This is a genomic window from Bradyrhizobium embrapense (genome assembly GCF_001189235.2).
Lineage (GTDB): Bacteria > Pseudomonadota > Alphaproteobacteria > Rhizobiales > Xanthobacteraceae > Bradyrhizobium > Bradyrhizobium embrapense.
This window is the reverse complement of sequence record NZ_LFIP02000005.1, coordinates 446,062-464,942: the sequence shown is the minus strand read 5'-3', so window position 1 is coordinate 464,942 and position 18,881 is coordinate 446,062. Positions and strand designations below refer to the sequence as shown.

16 protein-coding genes and 1 tRNA gene are annotated in these 18,881 nt (G+C 62.3%); 9 read left to right on the top strand and 8 right to left on the bottom strand.

Annotated features, from left to right (window positions below; genetic code table 11):
• Positions 1 to 97: 97 nt before the first annotated feature.
• From AKN83_RS24735 to AKN83_RS24725, 3 genes are all read right to left on the bottom strand, one after another.
• Positions 98 to 598 (bottom strand): hypothetical protein, encoded by a 501-nt coding sequence (locus tag AKN83_RS24735; RefSeq protein WP_050403362.1) that lies wholly within the window; start codon positions 596 to 598, stop codon positions 98 to 100.
• Between the two features lie 170 nt (positions 599 to 768).
• Positions 769 to 1,077 (bottom strand): UBP-type zinc finger domain-containing protein, encoded by a 309-nt coding sequence (locus AKN83_RS24730; RefSeq protein WP_050403361.1) that lies wholly within the window; start codon positions 1,075 to 1,077, stop codon positions 769 to 771.
• A 146-nt stretch (positions 1,078 to 1,223) separates the two neighbouring features.
• On the bottom strand, positions 1,224 to 2,918 hold the full coding sequence (locus AKN83_RS24725) for an FAD-dependent oxidoreductase (protein ID WP_050403360.1): 1,695 nt from the start codon (positions 2,916 to 2,918) through the stop codon (positions 1,224 to 1,226).
• Between the two features lie 664 nt (positions 2,919 to 3,582).
• Here AKN83_RS24725 and AKN83_RS24720 point away from each other — a divergent pair.
• The 3 genes from AKN83_RS24720 (at position 3,583) to AKN83_RS24710 (ending at position 5,375) form a co-directional block, all read left to right on the top strand.
• Positions 3,583 to 3,657, top strand: a tRNA-Thr gene (locus AKN83_RS24720).
• 306 nt (positions 3,658 to 3,963) lie between these two features.
• Positions 3,964 to 4,797 (top strand): bis-aminopropyl spermidine synthase family protein, encoded by an 834-nt coding sequence (locus tag AKN83_RS24715; RefSeq protein ID WP_050403359.1) that lies wholly within the window; start codon positions 3,964 to 3,966, stop codon positions 4,795 to 4,797.
• The gene (locus AKN83_RS24710; RefSeq protein WP_050403358.1) at positions 4,794 to 5,375 is read left to right on the top strand and encodes a hypothetical protein; all 582 of its coding nucleotides are present in this window, start codon (positions 4,794 to 4,796) and stop codon (positions 5,373 to 5,375) included. Before AKN83_RS24715 ends, AKN83_RS24710 begins: the two co-directional genes overlap by 4 nt.
• Here the strand turns inward: AKN83_RS24710 and AKN83_RS24705 are convergent.
• The 4 genes from AKN83_RS24705 to AKN83_RS41765 all read right to left on the bottom strand — a co-directional run bounded on the left by AKN83_RS24705 (position 5,372) and on the right by AKN83_RS41765 (position 8,191).
• A complete protein-coding gene (locus AKN83_RS24705) occupies positions 5,372 to 6,034 on the bottom strand; it encodes a hypothetical protein (protein WP_050403357.1) in 663 nt (220 codons plus the stop codon). The two genes, AKN83_RS24710 and AKN83_RS24705, sit on opposite strands and share 4 nt — an antisense overlap.
• A complete protein-coding gene (locus AKN83_RS24700) occupies positions 6,027 to 7,022 on the bottom strand; it encodes a M48 family metalloprotease (protein WP_050403356.1) in 996 nt (331 codons plus the stop codon). The genes AKN83_RS24705 and AKN83_RS24700 overlap by 8 nt, the downstream gene beginning before the upstream one ends.
• A 16-nt stretch (positions 7,023 to 7,038) precedes the next feature.
• On the bottom strand, positions 7,039 to 7,806 hold the full coding sequence (locus AKN83_RS24695) for a hypothetical protein (RefSeq protein WP_050403355.1): 768 nt from the start codon (positions 7,804 to 7,806) through the stop codon (positions 7,039 to 7,041).
• Positions 7,807 to 8,065: 259 nt separating this feature from the next.
• Positions 8,066 to 8,191, bottom strand: coding sequence for a hypothetical protein (locus tag AKN83_RS41765; RefSeq protein WP_283807396.1), 126 nt, complete (start codon positions 8,189 to 8,191; stop codon positions 8,066 to 8,068).
• A 114-nt stretch (positions 8,192 to 8,305) separates the two neighbouring features.
• Between AKN83_RS41765 and AKN83_RS24690 the strand changes: the two genes are divergently transcribed.
• From AKN83_RS24690 to AKN83_RS24680, 3 genes are all read left to right on the top strand, one after another.
• Complete coding sequence (locus AKN83_RS24690) at positions 8,306 to 8,626, top strand: hypothetical protein (RefSeq protein ID WP_050403354.1); 321 nt, start codon at positions 8,306 to 8,308, stop codon at positions 8,624 to 8,626.
• A 227-nt stretch (positions 8,627 to 8,853) separates the two neighbouring features.
• Positions 8,854 to 9,600, top strand: coding sequence for an outer membrane protein (locus AKN83_RS24685; RefSeq protein WP_050403353.1), 747 nt, complete (start codon positions 8,854 to 8,856; stop codon positions 9,598 to 9,600).
• Positions 9,601 to 9,836: 236 nt separating this feature from the next.
• Entirely contained in the window at positions 9,837 to 11,981 is a 2,145-nt protein-coding gene (locus AKN83_RS24680) for a methyl-accepting chemotaxis protein (protein WP_050403352.1), read from the top strand.
• Positions 11,982 to 12,069: 88 nt separating this feature from the next.
• Here AKN83_RS24680 and AKN83_RS24675 read toward each other — a convergent pair whose 3' ends face one another.
• Complete coding sequence (locus tag AKN83_RS24675; RefSeq protein ID WP_206600809.1) at positions 12,070 to 12,660, bottom strand: TetR/AcrR family transcriptional regulator; 591 nt, start codon at positions 12,658 to 12,660, stop codon at positions 12,070 to 12,072.
• Between the two features lie 312 nt (positions 12,661 to 12,972).
• Between AKN83_RS24675 and AKN83_RS24670 the strand changes: the two genes are divergently transcribed.
• From AKN83_RS24670 to AKN83_RS24660, 3 genes are all read left to right on the top strand, one after another.
• A complete protein-coding gene (locus AKN83_RS24670) occupies positions 12,973 to 14,235 on the top strand; it encodes an efflux RND transporter periplasmic adaptor subunit (RefSeq protein ID WP_050403447.1) in 1,263 nt (420 codons plus the stop codon).
• Between the two features lie 54 nt (positions 14,236 to 14,289).
• The gene (locus AKN83_RS24665) at positions 14,290 to 17,499 is read left to right on the top strand and encodes an efflux RND transporter permease subunit (protein WP_083992197.1); all 3,210 of its coding nucleotides are present in this window, start codon (positions 14,290 to 14,292) and stop codon (positions 17,497 to 17,499) included.
• Between the two features lie 143 nt (positions 17,500 to 17,642).
• The gene (locus tag AKN83_RS24660) at positions 17,643 to 18,707 is read left to right on the top strand and encodes an MBL fold metallo-hydrolase (RefSeq protein ID WP_050403351.1); all 1,065 of its coding nucleotides are present in this window, start codon (positions 17,643 to 17,645) and stop codon (positions 18,705 to 18,707) included.
• The last annotated feature ends 174 nt before the right edge of the window (positions 18,708 to 18,881 follow it).

Here is an 18,881-nt window from a genome sequence, read left to right as displayed (position 1 = left end):
TGTTGCCGATATTCAGGCGCGAACGCACCTCACGCGCGTCAGCGCACGTCACCTTCTATGCTGTGCGGCGCCCCAGAATGATGTCACCCGCCCCGGATCAGGCGAACGTGACCGGCCTGAACCGGCGCCAGGCGCCGATGATCACCACGGCGAAGAACACCAGCACGATGCCCTGCACCGTGGCAAACACCGGCCCGGACGGCGGGTTCGGCGGCACCGCCGGCGCTAGCGCCTGCAGCGCAGGCACCTTGAGGAAGCTCTGGATCACGAGCACGAAGACGTTGAGATAAAGCGAGACCATCGCGGTCACGATATAGATCGGGCGCCAGGCGCCCTTGAGCTGCATCGCATACAGCGCGATGCAGGCGATCGCAAGCAGCACCAGCGAGAGGCCGCCGATGACATGCGACGGCAGCAGTTTTTCGGTCACCAGCGGCGGGATCACGAAGCCGGTGGCGTTGGTCAGGATCGTGAGGATGAGGAAGATCGCGGTCAGCCCGGGCATCGCGCGCGAGCCGAGCAGGCCGAACATCACGATCACGCCGGCGACGATGGCGATCAGGCTGATAATGACGTGCACAAGCACCAGCGTCGTCATGTGGCGCACTCCCCGTTGAGAACCCGCACCACGTTACGATGCGGTTTTGAAAATTGCTACATGGTTCGATGGCAGGACGGCTGACATCTCATGAAAATTCGTCGGCGCCGGCACTTGCCGAAAGTGGTCGCACGCGTGTCATACGCCCGTGCGCCCTGTGAGACATTGAATCAATAATAGCGCGGGATCGGCCCGTTATGCGGCGTCTTGCGTTTCGACAGGTCGAACAGCACCTCGTCGACATAGCACCAGCCCCAGCCTTCCGGCGGATCATAGCCCTCGATCACGGGATGGCCGGTGGCGTGGAAATGCGCGGTCGCGTGCCGGTTCGGCGAGTCGTCGCAACAGCTGACATGGCCGCAGGTCCGGCAGATCCGCAAATGCAGCCAGCGGCTGCCGCTCTTCAGGCATTCCTCGCAGCCGAGCGCACTCGGCGTGACATCCTGGATACCGGCGATGTGGGTGCAGCCTTTTGTCATTTGCGCCTCGCATCTGAAATGAGTTCTTTTGAACCGTCATCCTTGAGGTGCGAGCGGAGCGAGCCTCGAATGATGCACGGCCCGCATTGTGGCCGATTCATCCTTCGACACGCCGCTTCGCGGGCTCAAGGATGACGGAGGAAAAGCTACAGCGACGGACTACCGTCATCGGCGAGATAGCCGTGCAGGGCCGCAACCACCTGCGCGCCCTCGCCGATCGCGCCGCCGACGCGCTTGACTGATCCGGAGCGGACGTCGCCGACAGCGAACACGCCGGGCACCGTGGTCTCGAGCTGTGGCACGGCGCGTGCGCCCTCACCGTTCTGCACGCCGGTCATCACGAAGCCGCCGCGGTCGACCTGCACGCCGCAGCCCTCGAGCCAGCCGGTCGCCGGATCGGCGCCGACGAACAAAAACAGATTGCGGATATCCATCGTGAACTCGTCGGGCGCAAGCCGGCTGCGCCAGCGCACGCGCTCCAGCGTCTCCACGCCTTCGAGCCCGGTCACCTCGGTGTTGAACATCAATTCGATGTTCGGCGTCGCCTCGATACGCTCGATCAGATAGCGCGACATGCTGGCCCCGAGCCCGCCGCCGCGGATCATCATGTTGACCTTGCGCGCATGCGCCGACAGGTACACCGCCGCCTGGCCTGCCGAGTTGCCGCCGCCGACCAGCACGACATCCTGCTGGGCGCAGAGCCGCGCCTCGATCGGCGAGGCCCAGTACCAGACACCGCGGCCTTCATAATTCTCGAGATTGTCGATCGCCGGCCGGCGATAGCGCGCGCCGCTCGCGACCACCACCGACTTGGCGCGCAGCGTGTGCCCACACCCGGTGGCGAGCGTGAACGCGCCCGACGCCTTCGAGCAATCCAGCGATTTGATCGAGACCGGGATCAGCATCTCGGCGCCGAATTTCTGCGCCTGGTTGAAGGCGCGCCCGGCCAGCGCCTGGCCGGTGATGCCGGTCGGGAATCCCAGATAGTTCTCGATCCGCATGCTGGCGCCGGCCTGGCCGCCGAAGGCACGGGAATCGAACACGGCGACGGACAGGCCTTCGGAGGCCGCATAAACCGCGGTGGAGAGCCCGGCTGGACCGCTGCCGACCACCGCGACATCGTAGAGCTTGTCTTGCGCGCTGTCGCCGATCATGCCGAGCGCCATCGCAAGCGCGGTCTCGGACGGATTGCGCAGCACGGTGCCGTTCGGGGTGACCACCAGCGGCAGCTCGGCACGGGTGGGCGAATAGCGTGCGACGAGATCGGCGGCATCCGTGTCGGTCTCTGGATCGAGAACGTGATGCGGCTGGCCGTTGCGCGCCAGGAAGTTCTGCAGCGGCGCCATGTTGCCGACCGAAGCGGAGCCGATCAGCACCGGGCCACCGGCGCCGCCCTGGATCAGGCTGACGCGGCGCAGGATCAGCGCGCGCATGATGCGCTCGCCGAGATCGGCCTCGGCGACCAGCAGCGCGCGCAGCCGCTCGGGCGGCAGCAGCAATGTCTCGACGGGGCCCTCGGCATGGCCGTCGACCAGCGCGGCGCGCCCCGAGAGCTGACCGATCTCGGCAAGGAATTGCCCCGGCCCCTGATCTATGACCGGCGTGACGCGGCCGAGGCCGTCGCGCTGGGAGATCGCCACGCAGCCCGACAGCACCACGAACATGCCGGGCCCCGGCTTGCCCGTCTCGAACAGCGCCTCGCCGTCCTTGTACGCACGCGGCTCGCCGAAGCGGCGCATCCGCTCGATCTCAAGCGCCGTCAGTGTCGGAAAGGTCTGCTCATGACGCGGGAAGGCATAGGCGGAGGCGTTCAGCCGGTCGATCGTCGTCTCTACAGCCATCTCAGCGACCCACTTTCGTTGCAACGCACGCCACCCGGCTGGCGTTTCGATTTTCATTAGAGCCAGACGCCAGGCCCGGCTTGTCGTTTTGCCAGATTTTCTGCACGACCTGATGTCCACCTGGCGGGAAAGGCTCTAGCGGCCTGGCCCATTTCCGCCGGCGTCATCTCGCGAGCCGTCCTCTAGTGACCCCTGGGCTGGCTGGGAAGCCACATCCTCGCGACCGCGCGCCTGCGATTTCCGCCGCTTCAGGTTTTCGCGCAGCGCCAGCTTGAGACGATCCTGTCGTGAATCCTTCCCGCGGGCTCCGGCCTGCCCGCCGCCTCTGTCCTGCTCGCCTGTCATTGCAAAACTCTCGAACCGCCGTCGCGCCTTCCGCGAGAGCGAACATAGCCAAAGGCCGCCGCCCGCGCACCCTGCCCGGTCGGCCAGTTGCGCCAGGCGGCGTGATTCGGCGGCGGGGCAAAATCCGGCTTCCTGCCACGATCGGAACCCAATCAGACCGAAATCGGCCGGATCGGGCAGAATCGGCGGCGAGGAAGGTCAGTTTCTGCCGATTTCGTCGGCAACGGGGGCGCTGTTTCCCTTGCGCCAACGGGAGGCCTGTGGCAAGAACCGCCCGCTTGGACGGGCCCTTGGGGCCGATTCAATTTTTCCCGGGCACGCTGCCGTAGCTCAGTGGTAGAGCACTCCATTGGTAATGGAGAGGTCGACAGTTCAATCCTGTCTGGCAGCACCACCTATCCTGCTGGATTCATTAATTTTATTGGAAGCTCGGTCCTGAGTGCCGCGTAAGGCCATGATTTCTTCGGACTTCATCAACGTCCGAACGTACCCGGTCCGACCGCCTCAGCTCCTCCATCCGCCTCCATACCGAAGTCGTCGTTCAGGTACGCGGTAAGCGCGTGCAGTTCAGCCATTCCAATGAAAACAGCCGCAGCGTTAAGCAGGAGTGCGATCGGCTCCTCCGGTACTTGGCGAACCACGGCAGCAATTGTAGGGTGTAGATATTTCTCACTAAACTACAGATTTTCAGCGAGCTATCATGCGTGAACGAATTGACCTTCGCGAAGCACTCAATGCCATCTCGGATGTAGTTCAAAATAGACCGCGCGCGCTTCGCGAGTTTGACCAAATCTACATGAAGAGCGGCGACATGGTGCTCCAAAGTGAGTTTGTCGCCAGTTGGGCCGACAAGCGCCGCCTTGCTTTCATTGGAGACGGTGATGCGATCAGCGTTTGTACCGCGTACCTTCAAAAGAGGGGCATCATCGAGTATGGCCCGTCCAGAATCACGGTCTTTGATTTCGACGAGCGAATCGTCCAGGCGGTGAAGCGTTTCGCGGATAAGGAACGAATAGAGCACTTGGACGCGGTACTCTACAATTGCCTTGATGAGTTTCCTCAACCCAACCGTTTTGATTTTTTTTATACCAATCCCCCATGGGGCGCCAGCAACAACGGAGAGAGCGTAAACGTCTTCGCACAACGAGGCATGGAGGCTATCGGCTACAAAGGAGAAGGCGCAATTGTTATCGCAGACGATGAAGAACTCGAATGGCCGAAGCAGGTGCTAGGGAGCGCACAATCATTTGCATCGTCATCGGGGTTTTATGTTTCCCGGATGATGCCACGTATGCACACTTACCATTTGGACGATAACCCGGACCTCCGATCTTGCAATTTGATCGTTTCTTCACTGCCCGGCGATTCGCGAAGCTTCGTGAGCGAGGCGATAACCGACCGATCGCGACTTGAGAATTTTTATGGAAAATCTCAGGCGCCCCGCGTTCGCTACGTTCGAGAGCGAAAGCGCCTCGACTACGGAAAAGCTTCTGAGGATGAGTATCGCCTTGAACTTTTGGAGATAGCAAAATGACTCAAATTATTAAGCCTGGCGCAGGCATCCTCTTTATGAAAGTGGGGACGCACGCCAAAGAAAGCCTTGAGGACATCATCGCTCGCAAATCGAAGGAGATACAAGATACCGGCTACGCCATGTGGGGCTACGGCGGCAATACGTGCCATCCGAGAACGATGGTTCAACCGTTCGTGCAGAGCTTCAGGCAAAAAGGACAGCCGATCTTCCTTTGTATGCAACAGATGACTTCAAATCACTTTGCCGAGCAACTGCGCGCCAGCGAATGTTCGTCGGATGGAATCAACTGGACAAAGATACCCAACACCATCAACGTGCTCGGATCGCGTTTTGCGCTGGTAATCAAAGGCCTTCGAAAGGAAGAACACATTCTTCCACTCGACCAGACGCGCGTTGCAGTCGGAAACAACGTGGGTCGACTTGGCAGCAGATATCTGCTCGGTCAGGTAGACAAAGCTTGTCTAGAAGTTACCGATAAGCCTGAACAGACCAACGAGGCGCAGACTAAGGAAGTCCAAATAAATCTAGTGGCTGAACTGGCCGATCCTTACGCGGTCTTTCTCCGCGATCACACTTAAAGATTATCTGAGGCGACAAGAGCCCTTTTCGCCTGCAGCCGCAAGGCAGCAACGTAGCTTGTCAACCCTGCACGAATCGTCTCCAGTGTATATTGCCCCGAGGCACACGAAAAACAGATGGCGAGCGCAACGTCCACCTTGCGCTCACTACATACGCGGCTTTGCAGAAGGTCAAGGCTCTCCCACATCAGCAATGAGAGAAAGAGTTGCTCGAGGCAACCCACCGCTTGCGTCAGTCCGGCAACTAACTCGTGATGACCTCCAAGCGCCTCAATAGCTTGAATGGCACGCTTGTCGCCGGTCAACAACAATCCAACGGCGTCCCGCATTAGGAGGACCGCCAGCAGCAGACTCTCACCGCTATCAAGCGCTAGATTGAATTGCTGGGCTGCGGCTTCGATCTCAGCAGCAAGTGATATCTCCGCGTCCGACGGCTCGACAATCTTTGCCTGATCAAGAAACAGCTCGAAATTATGAACGGCGCGTTCTTTGTTGCAGATGGATTTCGATCTTTTTATTCGATCCACGATTACAAAGGATGCGCTGCCCAGAATGAAATAGGTACCGATACGACCCAAGCAAAGAAGAACCTCTATCGACAGGTCGTAACAACAGGCTTTTAAAATGACATCGTTGTCGCAAAGAAGTTCACTAGGCATCCGGGACCGCCATGACTGCCCGGAGGTAATCGGCCGAATCTGAACCTATTGCGCTCCAATCGATCTGCTTTGCAGCTAGAAAATTTACCTCGCGCCACACCGGCTTGCTTTGATCGTAAATCATCTTCAAAGCCGAGTTCGCCTGCGCCCACTTCTTGTCTTGGTAGGCAAGGCAAAGTGCCAGCGTTCCGGGTTCGATATTGCGCTCGGGACCAGTGACCAATACGGCCCGAGCTAGTTGCGCGGCGGAGAAGTCATCCAGATTGGTTTCAATTTTTGGACTGGCATCTCCCGTGAGCAGTTGAAGCGCATAATGATCCGCGGCACTTTCCTCATCATCATCCGGCTCAATCTGTGCGGGGTCTTCCATGTCCACCACAGCATCGGTTGCCTCTAAGTGCCTCAACGCAATGTGGCCTATCTCGTGCGCAAGAGTGAAAGCAATAGGAGCGGGATACAATGCGTCGCGTCCTAAGAGGATAGCGAACCTGTCTTGCACGCGAACAACCATTGCATGCATCCCCTTCGCTGACAGGGGGAACACTCTCAAATGTATGACGGGAACTCCCACCCCCCAACACGCGGCGAGCAAGCCCTGGAGGTCAACAAAGCGCTGCCCGCCAAGAATTGCCTCGCGAAGATCGTCGGGCGATACCCCCCTGAGGCTACTAGTTGCTTCCACGCCCCTGACCAGCAAGCGACCGACGGCAATGCCGAAGGAAGAAAGCGCGGCTCGCTGCCCCTCTTCCTCCTTCGTCAAATGCTTGAAGTGCGAGTTCTCCTTCCAAACAAATTCAACGCGGTCGCCCGCAAGACTCTGAGGGGAGAGCCCGAGCCTTCGTGCAAGTGTGAAGCGGAGCTCTGCACTTGCTGAAGGCGACTTGGATGCATCGTCGCTCCACCATAGTGGCCACGCGGCCTCAACCGCCTGATCAGTCAGACCAGCGCGCTTAAGCTCCTTTCTTAACTTTGCAGTTCGCTCGTCCACGGCGCACCGCTCACATTTAGAGTAGAAAAAGCTGCTTCTCGCTAACTCCCAAACCGGGCGTCGAGTCTTCACGGAGCAAGGACACTAGATCAAGCCACTGAGCCACGGATACAATATGCTCACTCGAACCGAATAGCGCTAGTGACCTCTGCTTGGTCAGGTCCATCGGAATGGGGTCCACCAGCTTGACCCAATAACTTCCATGGAGCTTTGCTCTAAGGTTTATTCGATATTGAGCGTCAGACTGCATCCGCCCGGTACAACGTACGAGCGCCGTCACCTGTGACGAACCGATCGCGCCACCACTTGGCCCAACGTTTCGAAATGCCGAGGGATCAAAGCTGCCATAGTCGCTCAATTCCAGTCGATGGCTCGACTTGCAGAAGAGCGCAAAATGAGAGCTTTTGGTGCCGCTTCGCGCTTCGCCTTTGCTCGTCACCAACGAGCCGGCGGGCAATTGTTGCTCGATCCCGTCGCAATCAATGAATCTACGCCAGATCAGCGTGAAACTCGGGCTGACATCTGCCAGTTTTGGACGGCTTTTCATAACTGAAAAGACAACGTCTACGTCCGTCCTACTCCTAGCTAACGAGGGAGTGCAGCGATTCGGCGCGTTACCAACGCCCCAGCAGAATATGCCGCCGTTGGCTTGACGCTCGTATTCCTTGCGGAGCACTATCTCCTCAAGCCGTTGCCCGCCCTCAGATTGCATGCGAGACCAGCACACAATCTTATCTTCGACGGCATCTATAAGGCGCGGGGAGCGCGCGGCTGCGTTCTTCATTGGCATCTCTGCTGAGGTTCGCTTGCAGTTGTACGCGCTTACTCGGCAGTGCACGTCGAGCCCTTGGATAAGTCGCCGCACGGCTGGGGACTACCCTGTGCGAATCGTGTGTATATGCTTCGCGAATCGGGGAAAAGCGTTTTCTGCCTGTGGAAGTCTCGGCCCACTTGCGCGCCGGTGTGCTGGACGCACGTGCTCCTCCGCGGCGCGAAGGCGCCACATAATCCAGAGCAACCAAGCCCAGGCAAGATCAATGGAATCAATGCCCGAGCAGCAGGCCCACGCCGCCGATCATCAGTGCGACGTAGACCACGAACACACTGCCGACCCATTTCCAATCGATCTGTGCGTGCTCGGGGCTCAGGCTTTCGATGATGCCGTGCATGATGGTTTCCTTTAGAAGTCGCATCAGCGGCGTATAGCCCGCAGCTCGAGCACGTCATGTGACTCACTTCACACACCCAAGTTCACACACCCAAGTCGCGGAGCGGACCCAAGAGTGACCGGCCCAGAACTAAGAAAATTGCGCGAACATCTCGGCGAGGCGCTCGGCCGCAAGCTGACGGCGGCGGACATGGCGAAGCTGTGCGGGTTGCCCGCGGCCGGCGGCGCCGAAAAGCTCCGCAAATGGGAAGTCACCGGCCCGACCCCGAAGGTCGCGGGCCTGCTGCGCGTGCTGGCAATGGCGAGCGAGCACTATCCGATCCTGGAGAAGTTCGACGTGTTCGATCGCCACGACGTTCCGGTCAAGGAACGCGCCGCGCGCCGCGAAGCGTTCCGCGAACAGATCCGCGACGACGTGCGCAAGCGGCTCGACTAGCAGGGGGCCTGGTTAACGGAACCAGCGCGTCGCGCACGGTGCGTTAAGCCTTCTGTCATTCCCCCTTAAGCGTTCGTTAGGCACAACAAAACGTTTCACCGCAAAGGGTGCGACTTAACGCGCCAAGTCGTCATTCGGTGACAGCATTTTATTCAAATGCGGTCTAACGCATCGCCATGGATGGCGCCATTCACGCTGCGCCTCATGACTTGTCCGGAGACTGCCCCATGAAGAAGTTCCTGCTCGCAACCGCAGCCGCAGCTGTTACCGTCGCTGCCTTTGGCGCGACCGCCCAGGCCGCCGACCTCGGCTCCCGTGGCTATTACCAGAAGGCGCCCGCACCTGTTTACGCCGCGCCGCTCTACAACTGGACCGGCTTCTATCTCGGCGGCCATCTCGGCGGCGTGTTCTCGCAGAACAGCACGTTCAACGGCCTCGCGCTGTCGGACTCCAGCGCCCGCTTCATGGGCGGCGTGCAGGGCGGTTACGACTGGCAGCTGTCGCCGATGTGGGTGATCGGCCTCGAAGGCCAGTATTCCTGGGTCGGCGGCCACCAGCTCAACGCGATCTTCCCGGGCGGTTACGTCTACAACAACAACCAGCGCGGCATAGCCTCGATCACCGGCCGCGTCGGCTACACCTGGGGCCCGGGCCTGATCTATGTGAAGGGCGGTTACGCCTATTCCGACAACAACGAAACCGTGACGCTCGGCGGCGCGCAGGTCCCCTTCGCACTCAGCGACAACCACAGCAACGGCTGGACCATCGGCGGCGGCGCCGAATACATGTTCGCACCGAACTGGTCGGCCAAGGTCGAGTACCAGTACTACGACTTCGGCGACAGCCGCTTCACCGCGCCCGGCGCGCTGGTGCCGGTCGGCAGCTTCCACAATGACGAGCACACGGTGAAGGCCGGCCTCAACTACCGCTTCAATCTCGGCAACCTCGGCGGCCCCGCTTACGGCCGCTACTGAGGTTACGGACCGCCACAACCAGGAGTGGAAAGGCCGGCTCGCGCCGGCCTTTTTGCGTCCGATCGCGCGCATCGATTCCGCACAGCGGACCAAAACAGTGCGGCGCGCGACCCCCCTCAAAAATCCTGCGGATCGCCGCAATTTTCCCGATTTTGTTAACCCGCCGCACCGATACTCCCGCGCCGGGGAAACATCCAAGAGTAGTGGCCAAGGGTATGGCCAGGGGGCACGGGGCAATGGCGTTTCGGTTCAAGCTCGGCAAACCAAATCTCAAGCGCATCCGCCTGCCGCAGATGGGCGTCAGGGGCAGCCTGTTCGCGGCGTTCGCCGTGATCGCAGGCATGGCGCTGGTGATCAGCGCAGGCGCTGGCATCGTGCTGCATCAGCTCGGCGGCACGATGAGCGATCTCTCCGGCCGCGACATTCCGCGGCTGGCCGCGAGCCTACAGCTTGCCGCGCAGAGCGCCTCGCTCGCAGCCCAGGGGCCCGGCCTGCTCGCCGTCTCGAGCGAGGATGCGCTGAACGACCGCACCAGGAAGGTGCAGGAGGTCGCGCAGCAGACCAATGCCAAGCTTGGCGAGATCATCGAACTCGGCGCCGACAAATCCGTCGTCAGCGCGCTGCAGGAGAACGTCAAGAACACCGACGAGGCGACCAAGAGCCTGATCTCGGCGGCGCATGAGCGGCTCGAGGTCGGCGCGCTGCACGACAAGCAGTACAACGCGCTGCGCAAGGCGCAGGACGCCTTCGTCTCCGCCGCCGGTCCCGCGATGCTCGACGCGCAGACCCGGCTCAACGCCATCCTCGGCGCGGCCGATGTCTCCGCCGACGCTGCCACCGAGGCGGCCCGAACCGTGGGCCAGATCAGCAACGTGCTCGCCGCCGGCAATCTGATGGCCGCCGACATGACCGCGGCGCTGTCGGCCAATTCCAGCGAGACGCTCGATGCGATCGAGGCGGAGTTCAAGAAAGGCCGCGAGCGCGTCAAGTCCAACCTCGAGGACCTGCCGAACAATCCGGCGATCGTTGCCGTGCGCGATACCGCCTCGAGGCTGCTCGTGCTCGGCGAAGGCAAGACCGGCGTGTTCAAGGTCCGCCAGAAGGAGCTCGACTCGATCGATTACGGCCAGACCATCCTGGAGGAGACCCGCAAGCTCAATGTCGGGCTCGGCATCAGCGTCCAGCAGCTGGTCGACGCCGTGCAGAAGGATACCGACGCGTCGACCTTCCAGGCGCGGCAGCAGATCTCGCTCGCGACCACGGTGATGATCGGATTGGGCGCGCTGACCTTGGTCGGCTCGTTCCTGTTCGTCTGGCTCTATGTCGGGCGCAACATCCTGCGCCGCATCCGCGGCCTGCAGCGCTCGATGCAGCTGCTGTCCGACGGCGACCTCGACACCGAGATCCCGCAGAGCCGCCAGCGCGACGAGATCGCGGTCATGGCCGACGCGCTGCAGGTGTTCCGCGAGAGCATGATCGAAAGCCGCGAGCTCGCCGAAAACCAGAACAAGGACCGCACCGCCAAGGCGGAGCGCGCCTCGCGCATGGAAACCCAGATCGTCGCGTTCGAGTCCAATGTCCGCAGCGCGCTCGGCAGCCTGCAGACCGCGGCGAACTCGATGCAGGCGACCGCGCAGAGCATGTCGGCGACCGCCGACCAGTCGAGCGCATTGGTCAATGCGGTCGCCTCGGCCGCCGAGGAAACCTCGGTCAACGTGCAGACGGTGTCGGCCGGCACCGAGGAGCTGTCGTCGTCGATCTCCGAGATCGGCCGCCAGGTCGTCACCTCGGCCGAGATCGCCCGCAAGGCGGTCGAGGAAGCCAGCGCCACCGACAGCACCATGCAAGGCCTTGCCGACAACGCCGCGCGAATCAGCGTCGTGGTCGACCTGATCCAGACCATCGCCTCGCAGACCAACCTCTTGGCGCTCAACGCCACCATCGAGGCGGCGCGCGCCGGCGAGGCCGGCCGCGGCTTTGCCGTGGTCGCCTCCGAGGTGAAGAACCTCGCGAGCCAGACCGCCAAGGCGACCGAGGAGATCCGCCAGCAGATCGTCAGCATGCAGGAGGTGACGACGACGGCCGTCACCGCGATCCGCAACATCTCGAGCACGATCGGCGAGATCAACGACGTCACCACCGCGATCGCCGCCGCGGTCGAGGAGCAGGGCGCGGCGACCCGCGAGATCGCCCGCAACATCCAGCACGCGGCGGGCGGCACCAGCGAGGTGTCGAGCAACATCGTCGGCGTCTCGACCGCCTCGGCCGAGGCCGGCACTGCTGCCGCCGAGGTGCTCAGCGCCTCCGACGCGCTGCGCCGCGAGGCCGACGTGCTGCGCTCGGAGATCGACGGTTTCCTGTCGAACATCCGCGCGGCGTAACCGACGCCGTCATTCCGGGGGCGATGCGACAGCATCGGACCCGGAACCTCGAGATTCTGAGGTGCGCAATTGCGCACCATAGTTCGCCTCAATGTTCTGCCGAACGTTGCGGCCAGGCCTGCATTGCCAGGCGGCCGATCTTGCCCAGCTTTTCGCGCGGTGCTCCGTCGCGCGCCTGGACAGCCATGCCGCGAACGACCGCGCTGTAATAGGCGGCCAGCATATCGCAATCGGTCGCCGGCGGCACATCGCCGTTGGCAACGCCCCTGCGCATGCGGTCGGCCATCACGCTTTCCGAGAACGCGCGATGCTCGACCATCATCTCACGAATGTTTTTCATCCCCGGCGAGCAATGCGTGCCGGCCAGCGAGATCATGCAGCCAAGCGGATGATCGCCTCGCGTGAACTCGTCTGCGGTGGCCGCGAGCAAGTGTGCGAACGCGGTTTTGGTGTCGATCGACGGATCATTGAGAATGGCGAGAAACCATTGGCCCGCCCAATCGAGATAGCTGCTGGTCGCTTCGCAATACAGCGCTTCCTTACTGTCGAATGAATTGTAGAAGCTCGAGGCGCTGATCCCCATCGCGTCAATCAGTTCGTCGAACGACGTACCTTCATAGCCGCGTTCCCAGAACAGCTTCATCGCGGCCTGCAGCGCGGCGGCGCGATCGAAGACCAAAGGCCGCCCTCGGCCGCGCTTTGGGTTGCGCACCTTGGGATTATTGACCGTGTCGTCCTTGGCTTTCTTCCCTTGAATTATTTTTGGTGTCATCGCTCCAAAATTCCTTGAACGGCGCCTCCCCGAGGTTATATCGCGGACAAGATATTGGAGGAGTTGCTCCAGATATCAACCCCACGCGGTATTTTTCCTCTCCGGCAATGACAGTGACCAGGCAACACCGCCCCGATGCGCCGCAACGCTCAGCCTGCCGTCGGCGGCACCGGGCCCGGCCGGGTTTCGGGCGACCAGGGAAAGAATGACGGACGTCTCATGGACCAGATCACCGACAACACAAAGGTAGCACGCGAGCCGCTCAACCGACCGGCAGGGCAGCCGCGGAGACGCAGCTGGCGAACCGGCGTCATCGTTGCGGCAATCGCAGTCGCGGTCGGATCGGTCTATTTCGGCTTCGCGCCCCATTTCGCGCCCCATGGAGGCAACAAGGCCGCAGCGGCAGCGCCGCCGGCTCCGCCGGTGACAGTCAGTCAGCCGCTGCAACGCGAGGTCAGCAACCGGATTGACTTCCTCGGCCAGTTCTCCGCGGTCGACCGCGTCGAGCTGCGTGCCCAGGTCGGCGGCACTCTGACCGAGATTCACTTCAAGGACGGCCAGATCGTTCATAAGGGCGATCTTCTGTTCGTCATCGATCCGCGCCCCTACGAAATCAAGCTCGCTCAAGCACAGGCCGCGCTGCAGACAGCAAAAGCCCGCGTCGAACTCGCCAACAATCAGCTGACGCGCGCGACGTCCCTCAAGCGCAGTGATTTCGCGACGCAGGAAACCGTTGATCAGCGTACCAACGAGCAGAACGCATCGCAGGCCGCGGTCGAAGATGCCAAGGCGCGCGTGCGCGACGCTGAGCTTGATCTCGACTATAGCCGCGTGCGGGCGCCCTTTACGGGACGCATCGGCGCGCGGCAGGTTTCTATCGGCAGCCTGATCGCGGGCAGCCGCGCCGCGACCAGTCCGACGACATTGCTGGCGACGCTGGTCTCTCTCGACCCGCTCTATGTCGATTTCGACATGAGCGAATCCGATTTCCTGACATTCTCGCGCGAGCGTGCCCACATTCAGGGGCCGCTTGCCAACAAGGTCCTGATCCGGCTTTCCGACGAGAACGATTTCAAGCGCGACGGAACGCTCGATTTCATCGATAACGCGCTCGATCGCTCCAGCGGCACGATCCGGGCGCGTGCGACGGTACCGAACCCCGATCTGCTCCTGGCGCCCGGTGCGTTTGCACGGCTGCGGGTCGAGATCGCGCCGCCGGCGCCGGCCTTCTTGCTTCCCGATGCCTCGGTCACGCTCGACCAGTCGCAACATCTGGTGATGACCGTCGGGCCCGACTCCGCGGTCAAGCCGAAGATCGTCACGACGGGCGATCTGCGCGGCGGGTTGCGGGTTATCCGGTCGGGCCTCGAGCCCGGTGACCGCGTCGTCATCGACGGCCTGGTACGTGCCATTCCCGGCTCAAAGGTCACGCCGCAGGACGGCACTATTCACTACGACACCAGCGCCGACGGCCGCGGCTAGATCAAAGACCGATAGCAAGACCAGGCGTCGCTTTCCTGACTTCCGGAGCTTCAAATGAGCCACAGCTTCATTGACCGGCCGATCTTCGCAACGGTCCTCAGCGTGTTTGTGACGCTGATCGGTCTCGGCGCGCTCGCGATTCTGCCGATCGCGCAGTACCCGGAGATCGTGCCGCCCACCGTTCAGATCACCACAAGCTATCCCGGCGCCTCCGCCGAAGTGGTCTCGCGCACCGTTGCGACGCCGCTCGAGCAGGAGATCAACGGCGTCGAGAACATGCTCTATATGAACAGTCAGGCGACCGGCGACGGTAAGCTCACCATAACGGTCACATTCCGGATCGGCACCGATCTCAACGTTGCGCAGATGCTGACGCAGAACCGGGTGCAGGATGCCCTGCCGCGGCTTCCGGAGGACGTGCAGCGGCTCGGCGTGCAGGTCAGGAAGTCGACCCCGAACATCCTGCTCGCCGTGCACCTCTATTCGCCGGATTCTTCACGCGACCTGCTCTACATCTCGAACTACGCGACATTGCATGTGAAGGATGCGCTGGCGCGGTTGCCGGGCGTCGGCGACGTGACGATGCAGGGCGGCCGCGAGTACGCCATGCGCATCTGGCTCGATCCGGACAAGGTGGCGGCCCACAATCTGAACGCAAGTGAGGTGCTGGCCGCACTGCGCGCCCAGAACATCCAGGTATCGGCCGGAATTCTGAACCAGCCACCGGTCGCCTCGAAGCAGGCCTATCAGCTCAACGTGCAGACACTCGGCCGGCTCTCGACGCCGGAGCAGTTCGCCTCCATCGTGCTGAAGTCGGACGGCGAGGGTCGCGTGACGCGGTTGCGCGACGTTGGGCGGGTCGAGATCGGCGCCTCCGATTACGGCTCGACCGCCTTCATGGACCGACAACCCGGGTTGCCGCTCCTGATCTTCGCCCAGCCAGGCGCCAATTCGCTGGCCGTCGATAAGGAAGTGCTCGAGGCGATGCAGAAGCTCGGCAAGGAATTCCCGCCGGGCGTCGAATACAAGATCATTTATGACCCGACCATCTTCGTCGGCAAGTCCGTCGATGAGGTGATCAAGACGATCTTCGTTGCGATCCTGCTCGTGGTCGGTGTGGTGTTCCTGTTCCTGCAGAGCTGGCGCGCCGCGATCATTCCGGTGATTGCGATCCCGGTCTCGCTGGTGGGAACGTTCAGCTTTCTGTATCTGCTCGGCATCTCGCTGAACAATCTTTCGCTGTTCGGACTTGTGCTCGCGGTGGGCATCGTGGTCGACGACGCCATCGTCGTCGTGGAAAATGTCGAGCGCAATCTCGAGCGCGGCATGACCCCGGTCGAGGCCGCTCACGTCACCATGACGGAAGTCGGGGGCGCCTTGATCTCGATCGCCCTGACGCTGTGTGCCGTGTTCGTTCCGTCGGCGTTCCTGTCGGGTATCACAGGCCAGTTCTTCCGCCAGTTCGCCGTGACGATCGCGGCGTCCACCCTGATTTCCTGCTTCGTGTCGCTGACCTTGAGCCCCGCCCTCTGCGCTGTGCTGTTCAAGGCGCATGAGCCCGGCCACAAGGCGCAGGGCTCGTGGATCGCCCGGCTGCTGCAGGCAGGATTTGCCCGCTTCAATACCGGCTTCGAATGGCTTTCGACCGGCTATGGACGCCTGACGCGCCGGCTGGTGCAGATCACCGGGGTCGTGCTCGTGATCTATGCGGCGCTGATCGGCCTTGCCGGCTTTCAGTTCGCACGGGCGCCGACCGGCTTCATTCCCGAACAGGACCAGGGCTACCTGATCACGGTGTTGCAGCTGCCGCCCGGCGCGACGCTCGACCGGACCGAAGCGGTCGTGAAGAAAGCGATCGAGATCATTATGTCGACGCCGGGCGTGGAGCATGTTGCGCCGTTTGCGGGTCTCGATGCGACGACCTTCACGATCGCCTCCAACGCCGGAACGATCTTCTCGGGCCTGCCGTCGCTTTACAACCATGAGGTCGACGGCGTGACCGCGGCCAGCGTGCTCGCCGATTTGCGCAAGCGGCTGTCGGTGATCCAGGAGGCCTACGTGCTGACGATCCCGCCGCCGCCGGTGCAGGGCATCGGCAATGCCGGCGGCTTCAAGATGATGCTGCAGGATCGTGCCGGGCTCGGCTCGGAGGCACTCGCCAAGGCGGCGCAGACGCTGGTCGCTGCCGCCAACAAGGATCCGAGCTTCGCGGGGGTCTTCACTCTGTTCGGCACCCGCGCGCCGTCGATCTATGCCGACATCGACCGCGAGCGCGCCGAGAAAGTCGGTCTGACGCCCACCGATGTGTTCAACACCCTGCAGGTCTATCTCGGCTCGCAATATGTCAACGACTTCAACTATCTGGGCCGAACCTACCAGGTGATCGCGCAGGCCGATGGCTCGTTCCGGCAGGACCCGCAGGATGTCGCGCGGCTGAAGGCCCGCAACTCATCAGGCGAGATGGTGCCGATCGGCACCGTAGCGCGGATGAAATCCGAGAACATGGCTTACCGCGTGCCGCGCTACGACCTGTTCCCAGCGGCCGAGGTGATGGGCGTCGCGGCGCCCGGCGTGGCGACCGGCAGCGCGCTGCATCGGATGGAGGAGTTGGCCCATGAAGTTCTGCCGCCCGGCATCGGCTTCGAATGGACCGAGCTTGCCTTTCAACAGCAGCTGCCAGGAACATCATCGTTGCTGGTGTTCGGCGCCGCCGCCCTGTTCGTGTTCCTGGTGCTCGCCGCCCAGTATGAAAGCTGGAATCTGCCGCTTGCGGTCGTGATGATCGTGCCGATGTGCCTGCTCGCCTCCGTGACGGGCCTGCTGTGGCGCGGCATGCCGATCGACGTGCTGGCTCAGATCGGCTTTGTCGTGCTGGTTGGTTTGGCAGCCAAGAACGCGATCCTGATCGTGGAGTTCGCGCGCCAGACCGAGGAGACCGGTGCAAGCCCGGCTGAAGCTGCCGTCACGGCGGCACGCACAAGGTTGCGGCCGATCCTGATGACGTCGCTTGCCTTCATCTTCGGCGTCGCGCCGCTCGTGGTCGCAACAGGCGCCGGCGCGGAGATGCGCCAGTCGCTCGGCACCGCGGTGTTCGCCGGAATGCTCGGCGTGACCGCCTTCGGCCTGCTGTTCACGCCGGCGTTTTACACCGTGGTCCGCAAGTTCGGGCGCAAGCCGCAGCGCGCGGGAACGCACGAAGCCAAGTCTTCGGGTGGTGTGAGCGGACACAGCCGTCCCGTGGGGAGCGTGCATCCAGCCGAATGATCCTGTCGCAAGCGATGCCGCGTAAGGCGAAGCGACCAGCGCAATCCGGGCTGCGGAATTCGGGTGCCGTTCGAGCCCATTCTCCGGACGACGATCTGCTTTTTCGGCTGGCGCGACGGGCAATGTGCCGCTAAGCCGGTAGCATGCATACGAAGACCGACAGCCTTCCCTCCTCGGCGGAGGCATTGCGATACCCCTGGGAGAACCATCCCGGCCACGATCAGGTCGTGGAGGTGGCCCCGGGCGTCCTTTGGGCGCGGCTGAAGCTGCCGTTCCGCCTCAACCATGTGAACATCTATCTGCTCGCCGACGGCGACGGCTGGACGATGGTCGATGCCGGCTTCGGCAACGAGGAATCGATCGCGGCCTGGACCACGCTGTTCGAGGGACCGCTGAAGCACGTCAAGGTCAAGCGGCTGATCGTGACGCATTCGCACCCCGACCATGTCGGCCTCGCCGGCTGGATCACCGAGCGGTTCGACTGCCCGCTGTTCATGTCGCAGGTGGAATATCTGCAATCGGTCTATCACCAGAACCGCGGCACCGAAGAACGGCGCAACGCGCAGCGGCTGTTCTTCCGCCGTCACGGCATGGACGAGGACCTGACCGAGAAGCTGCTCGGCCGCGGCCAGGATTACCTGAAGCGCGTGTCGGTGCTGCCGCCGTCCTACCACCGCCTCACCCACGGCGACGAGGTCGTGATCGGCACGCGGCGCTTCAAGGTGATCACCGGCGGCGGACACGCGCTCGACCAGGTGATGCTGTATTGCGCCGCCGACAAGCTGTTCCTGTCCGCCGACCAGGTGCTGAGCAAGATCTCACCCAATGTCAGCGTCTGGGCGGTCGAGCCCGAGCAGAACTCGCTCGGCGAATACCTGGCCTCGCTGGCCAGCCTGACCACCACCCTGCCCTATGACGTGATGGTGCTGCCGGGACATGGCGTGCCGTTCTACGGGCTGAAGACCCGGATCAAGCAGCTCGCCGATCACCACGAGGAGCGCTGCCGGCTGATCGCCGACGCCTGCCGCGAGGTGCCGCAGACCTCCAAGGGACTGGTCCCGGTCGTGTTCCACAAGCACGTGCTGGACGAGCACCAGATGGGTTTCGCCGCCGGCGAACTGGTCGCCCATGTCAACTATATGCTGGTCGAAGGCCGCCTCACGGCCGAGATGCACGCCGACGGGATGCTGCGTTTCAAGACCACCTGAGCCCGCCCGGGCCGTAATACCCCGGGCAATTTGACCGAAATCAAGCCTGCTGATCGGCCGCTAGGGCAATTTGCCCAACTGCGACGCATGCCCAGATGTGGGTCAATGCATGGACATTAGAGCTGGAAAAGCTCTAAGAAGAGGCAGCTTTTCCGGTCAGGTTCCGCTTTCTGG

Excerpts from the sequence above, each read along its gene's own strand:
- AKN83_RS24735 (WP_050403362.1), bottom strand. The coding sequence starts at position 598 with ATGACGACGCTGGTGCTTGTGCACGTCATTATCAGCCTGATCGCCATC.
- AKN83_RS24730 (WP_050403361.1), bottom strand. The coding sequence starts at position 1,077 with ATGACAAAAGGCTGCACCCACATCGCCGGTATCCAGGATGTCACGCCG.
- AKN83_RS24725 (WP_050403360.1), bottom strand. The coding sequence starts at position 2,918 with ATGGCTGTAGAGACGACGATCGACCGGCTGAACGCCTCCGCCTATGCC.
- AKN83_RS24715 (WP_050403359.1), top strand. The coding sequence starts at position 3,964 with ATGCGTGAACGAATTGACCTTCGCGAAGCACTCAATGCCATCTCGGAT.
- AKN83_RS24710 (WP_050403358.1), top strand. The coding sequence starts at position 4,794 with ATGACTCAAATTATTAAGCCTGGCGCAGGCATCCTCTTTATGAAAGTG.
- AKN83_RS24705 (WP_050403357.1), bottom strand. The coding sequence starts at position 6,034 with ATGCCTAGTGAACTTCTTTGCGACAACGATGTCATTTTAAAAGCCTGT.
- AKN83_RS24695 (WP_050403355.1), bottom strand. The coding sequence starts at position 7,806 with ATGAAGAACGCAGCCGCGCGCTCCCCGCGCCTTATAGATGCCGTCGAA.
- AKN83_RS41765 (WP_283807396.1), bottom strand. The coding sequence starts at position 8,191 with ATGCACGGCATCATCGAAAGCCTGAGCCCCGAGCACGCACAGATCGAT.
- AKN83_RS24685 (WP_050403353.1), top strand. The coding sequence starts at position 8,854 with ATGAAGAAGTTCCTGCTCGCAACCGCAGCCGCAGCTGTTACCGTCGCT.
- AKN83_RS24680 (WP_050403352.1), top strand. The coding sequence starts at position 9,837 with ATGGCGTTTCGGTTCAAGCTCGGCAAACCAAATCTCAAGCGCATCCGC.
- AKN83_RS24670 (WP_050403447.1), top strand. The coding sequence starts at position 12,973 with ATGGACCAGATCACCGACAACACAAAGGTAGCACGCGAGCCGCTCAAC.
- AKN83_RS24665 (WP_083992197.1), top strand. The coding sequence starts at position 14,290 with ATGAGCCACAGCTTCATTGACCGGCCGATCTTCGCAACGGTCCTCAGC.
- AKN83_RS24660 (WP_050403351.1), top strand. The coding sequence starts at position 17,643 with ATGCATACGAAGACCGACAGCCTTCCCTCCTCGGCGGAGGCATTGCGA.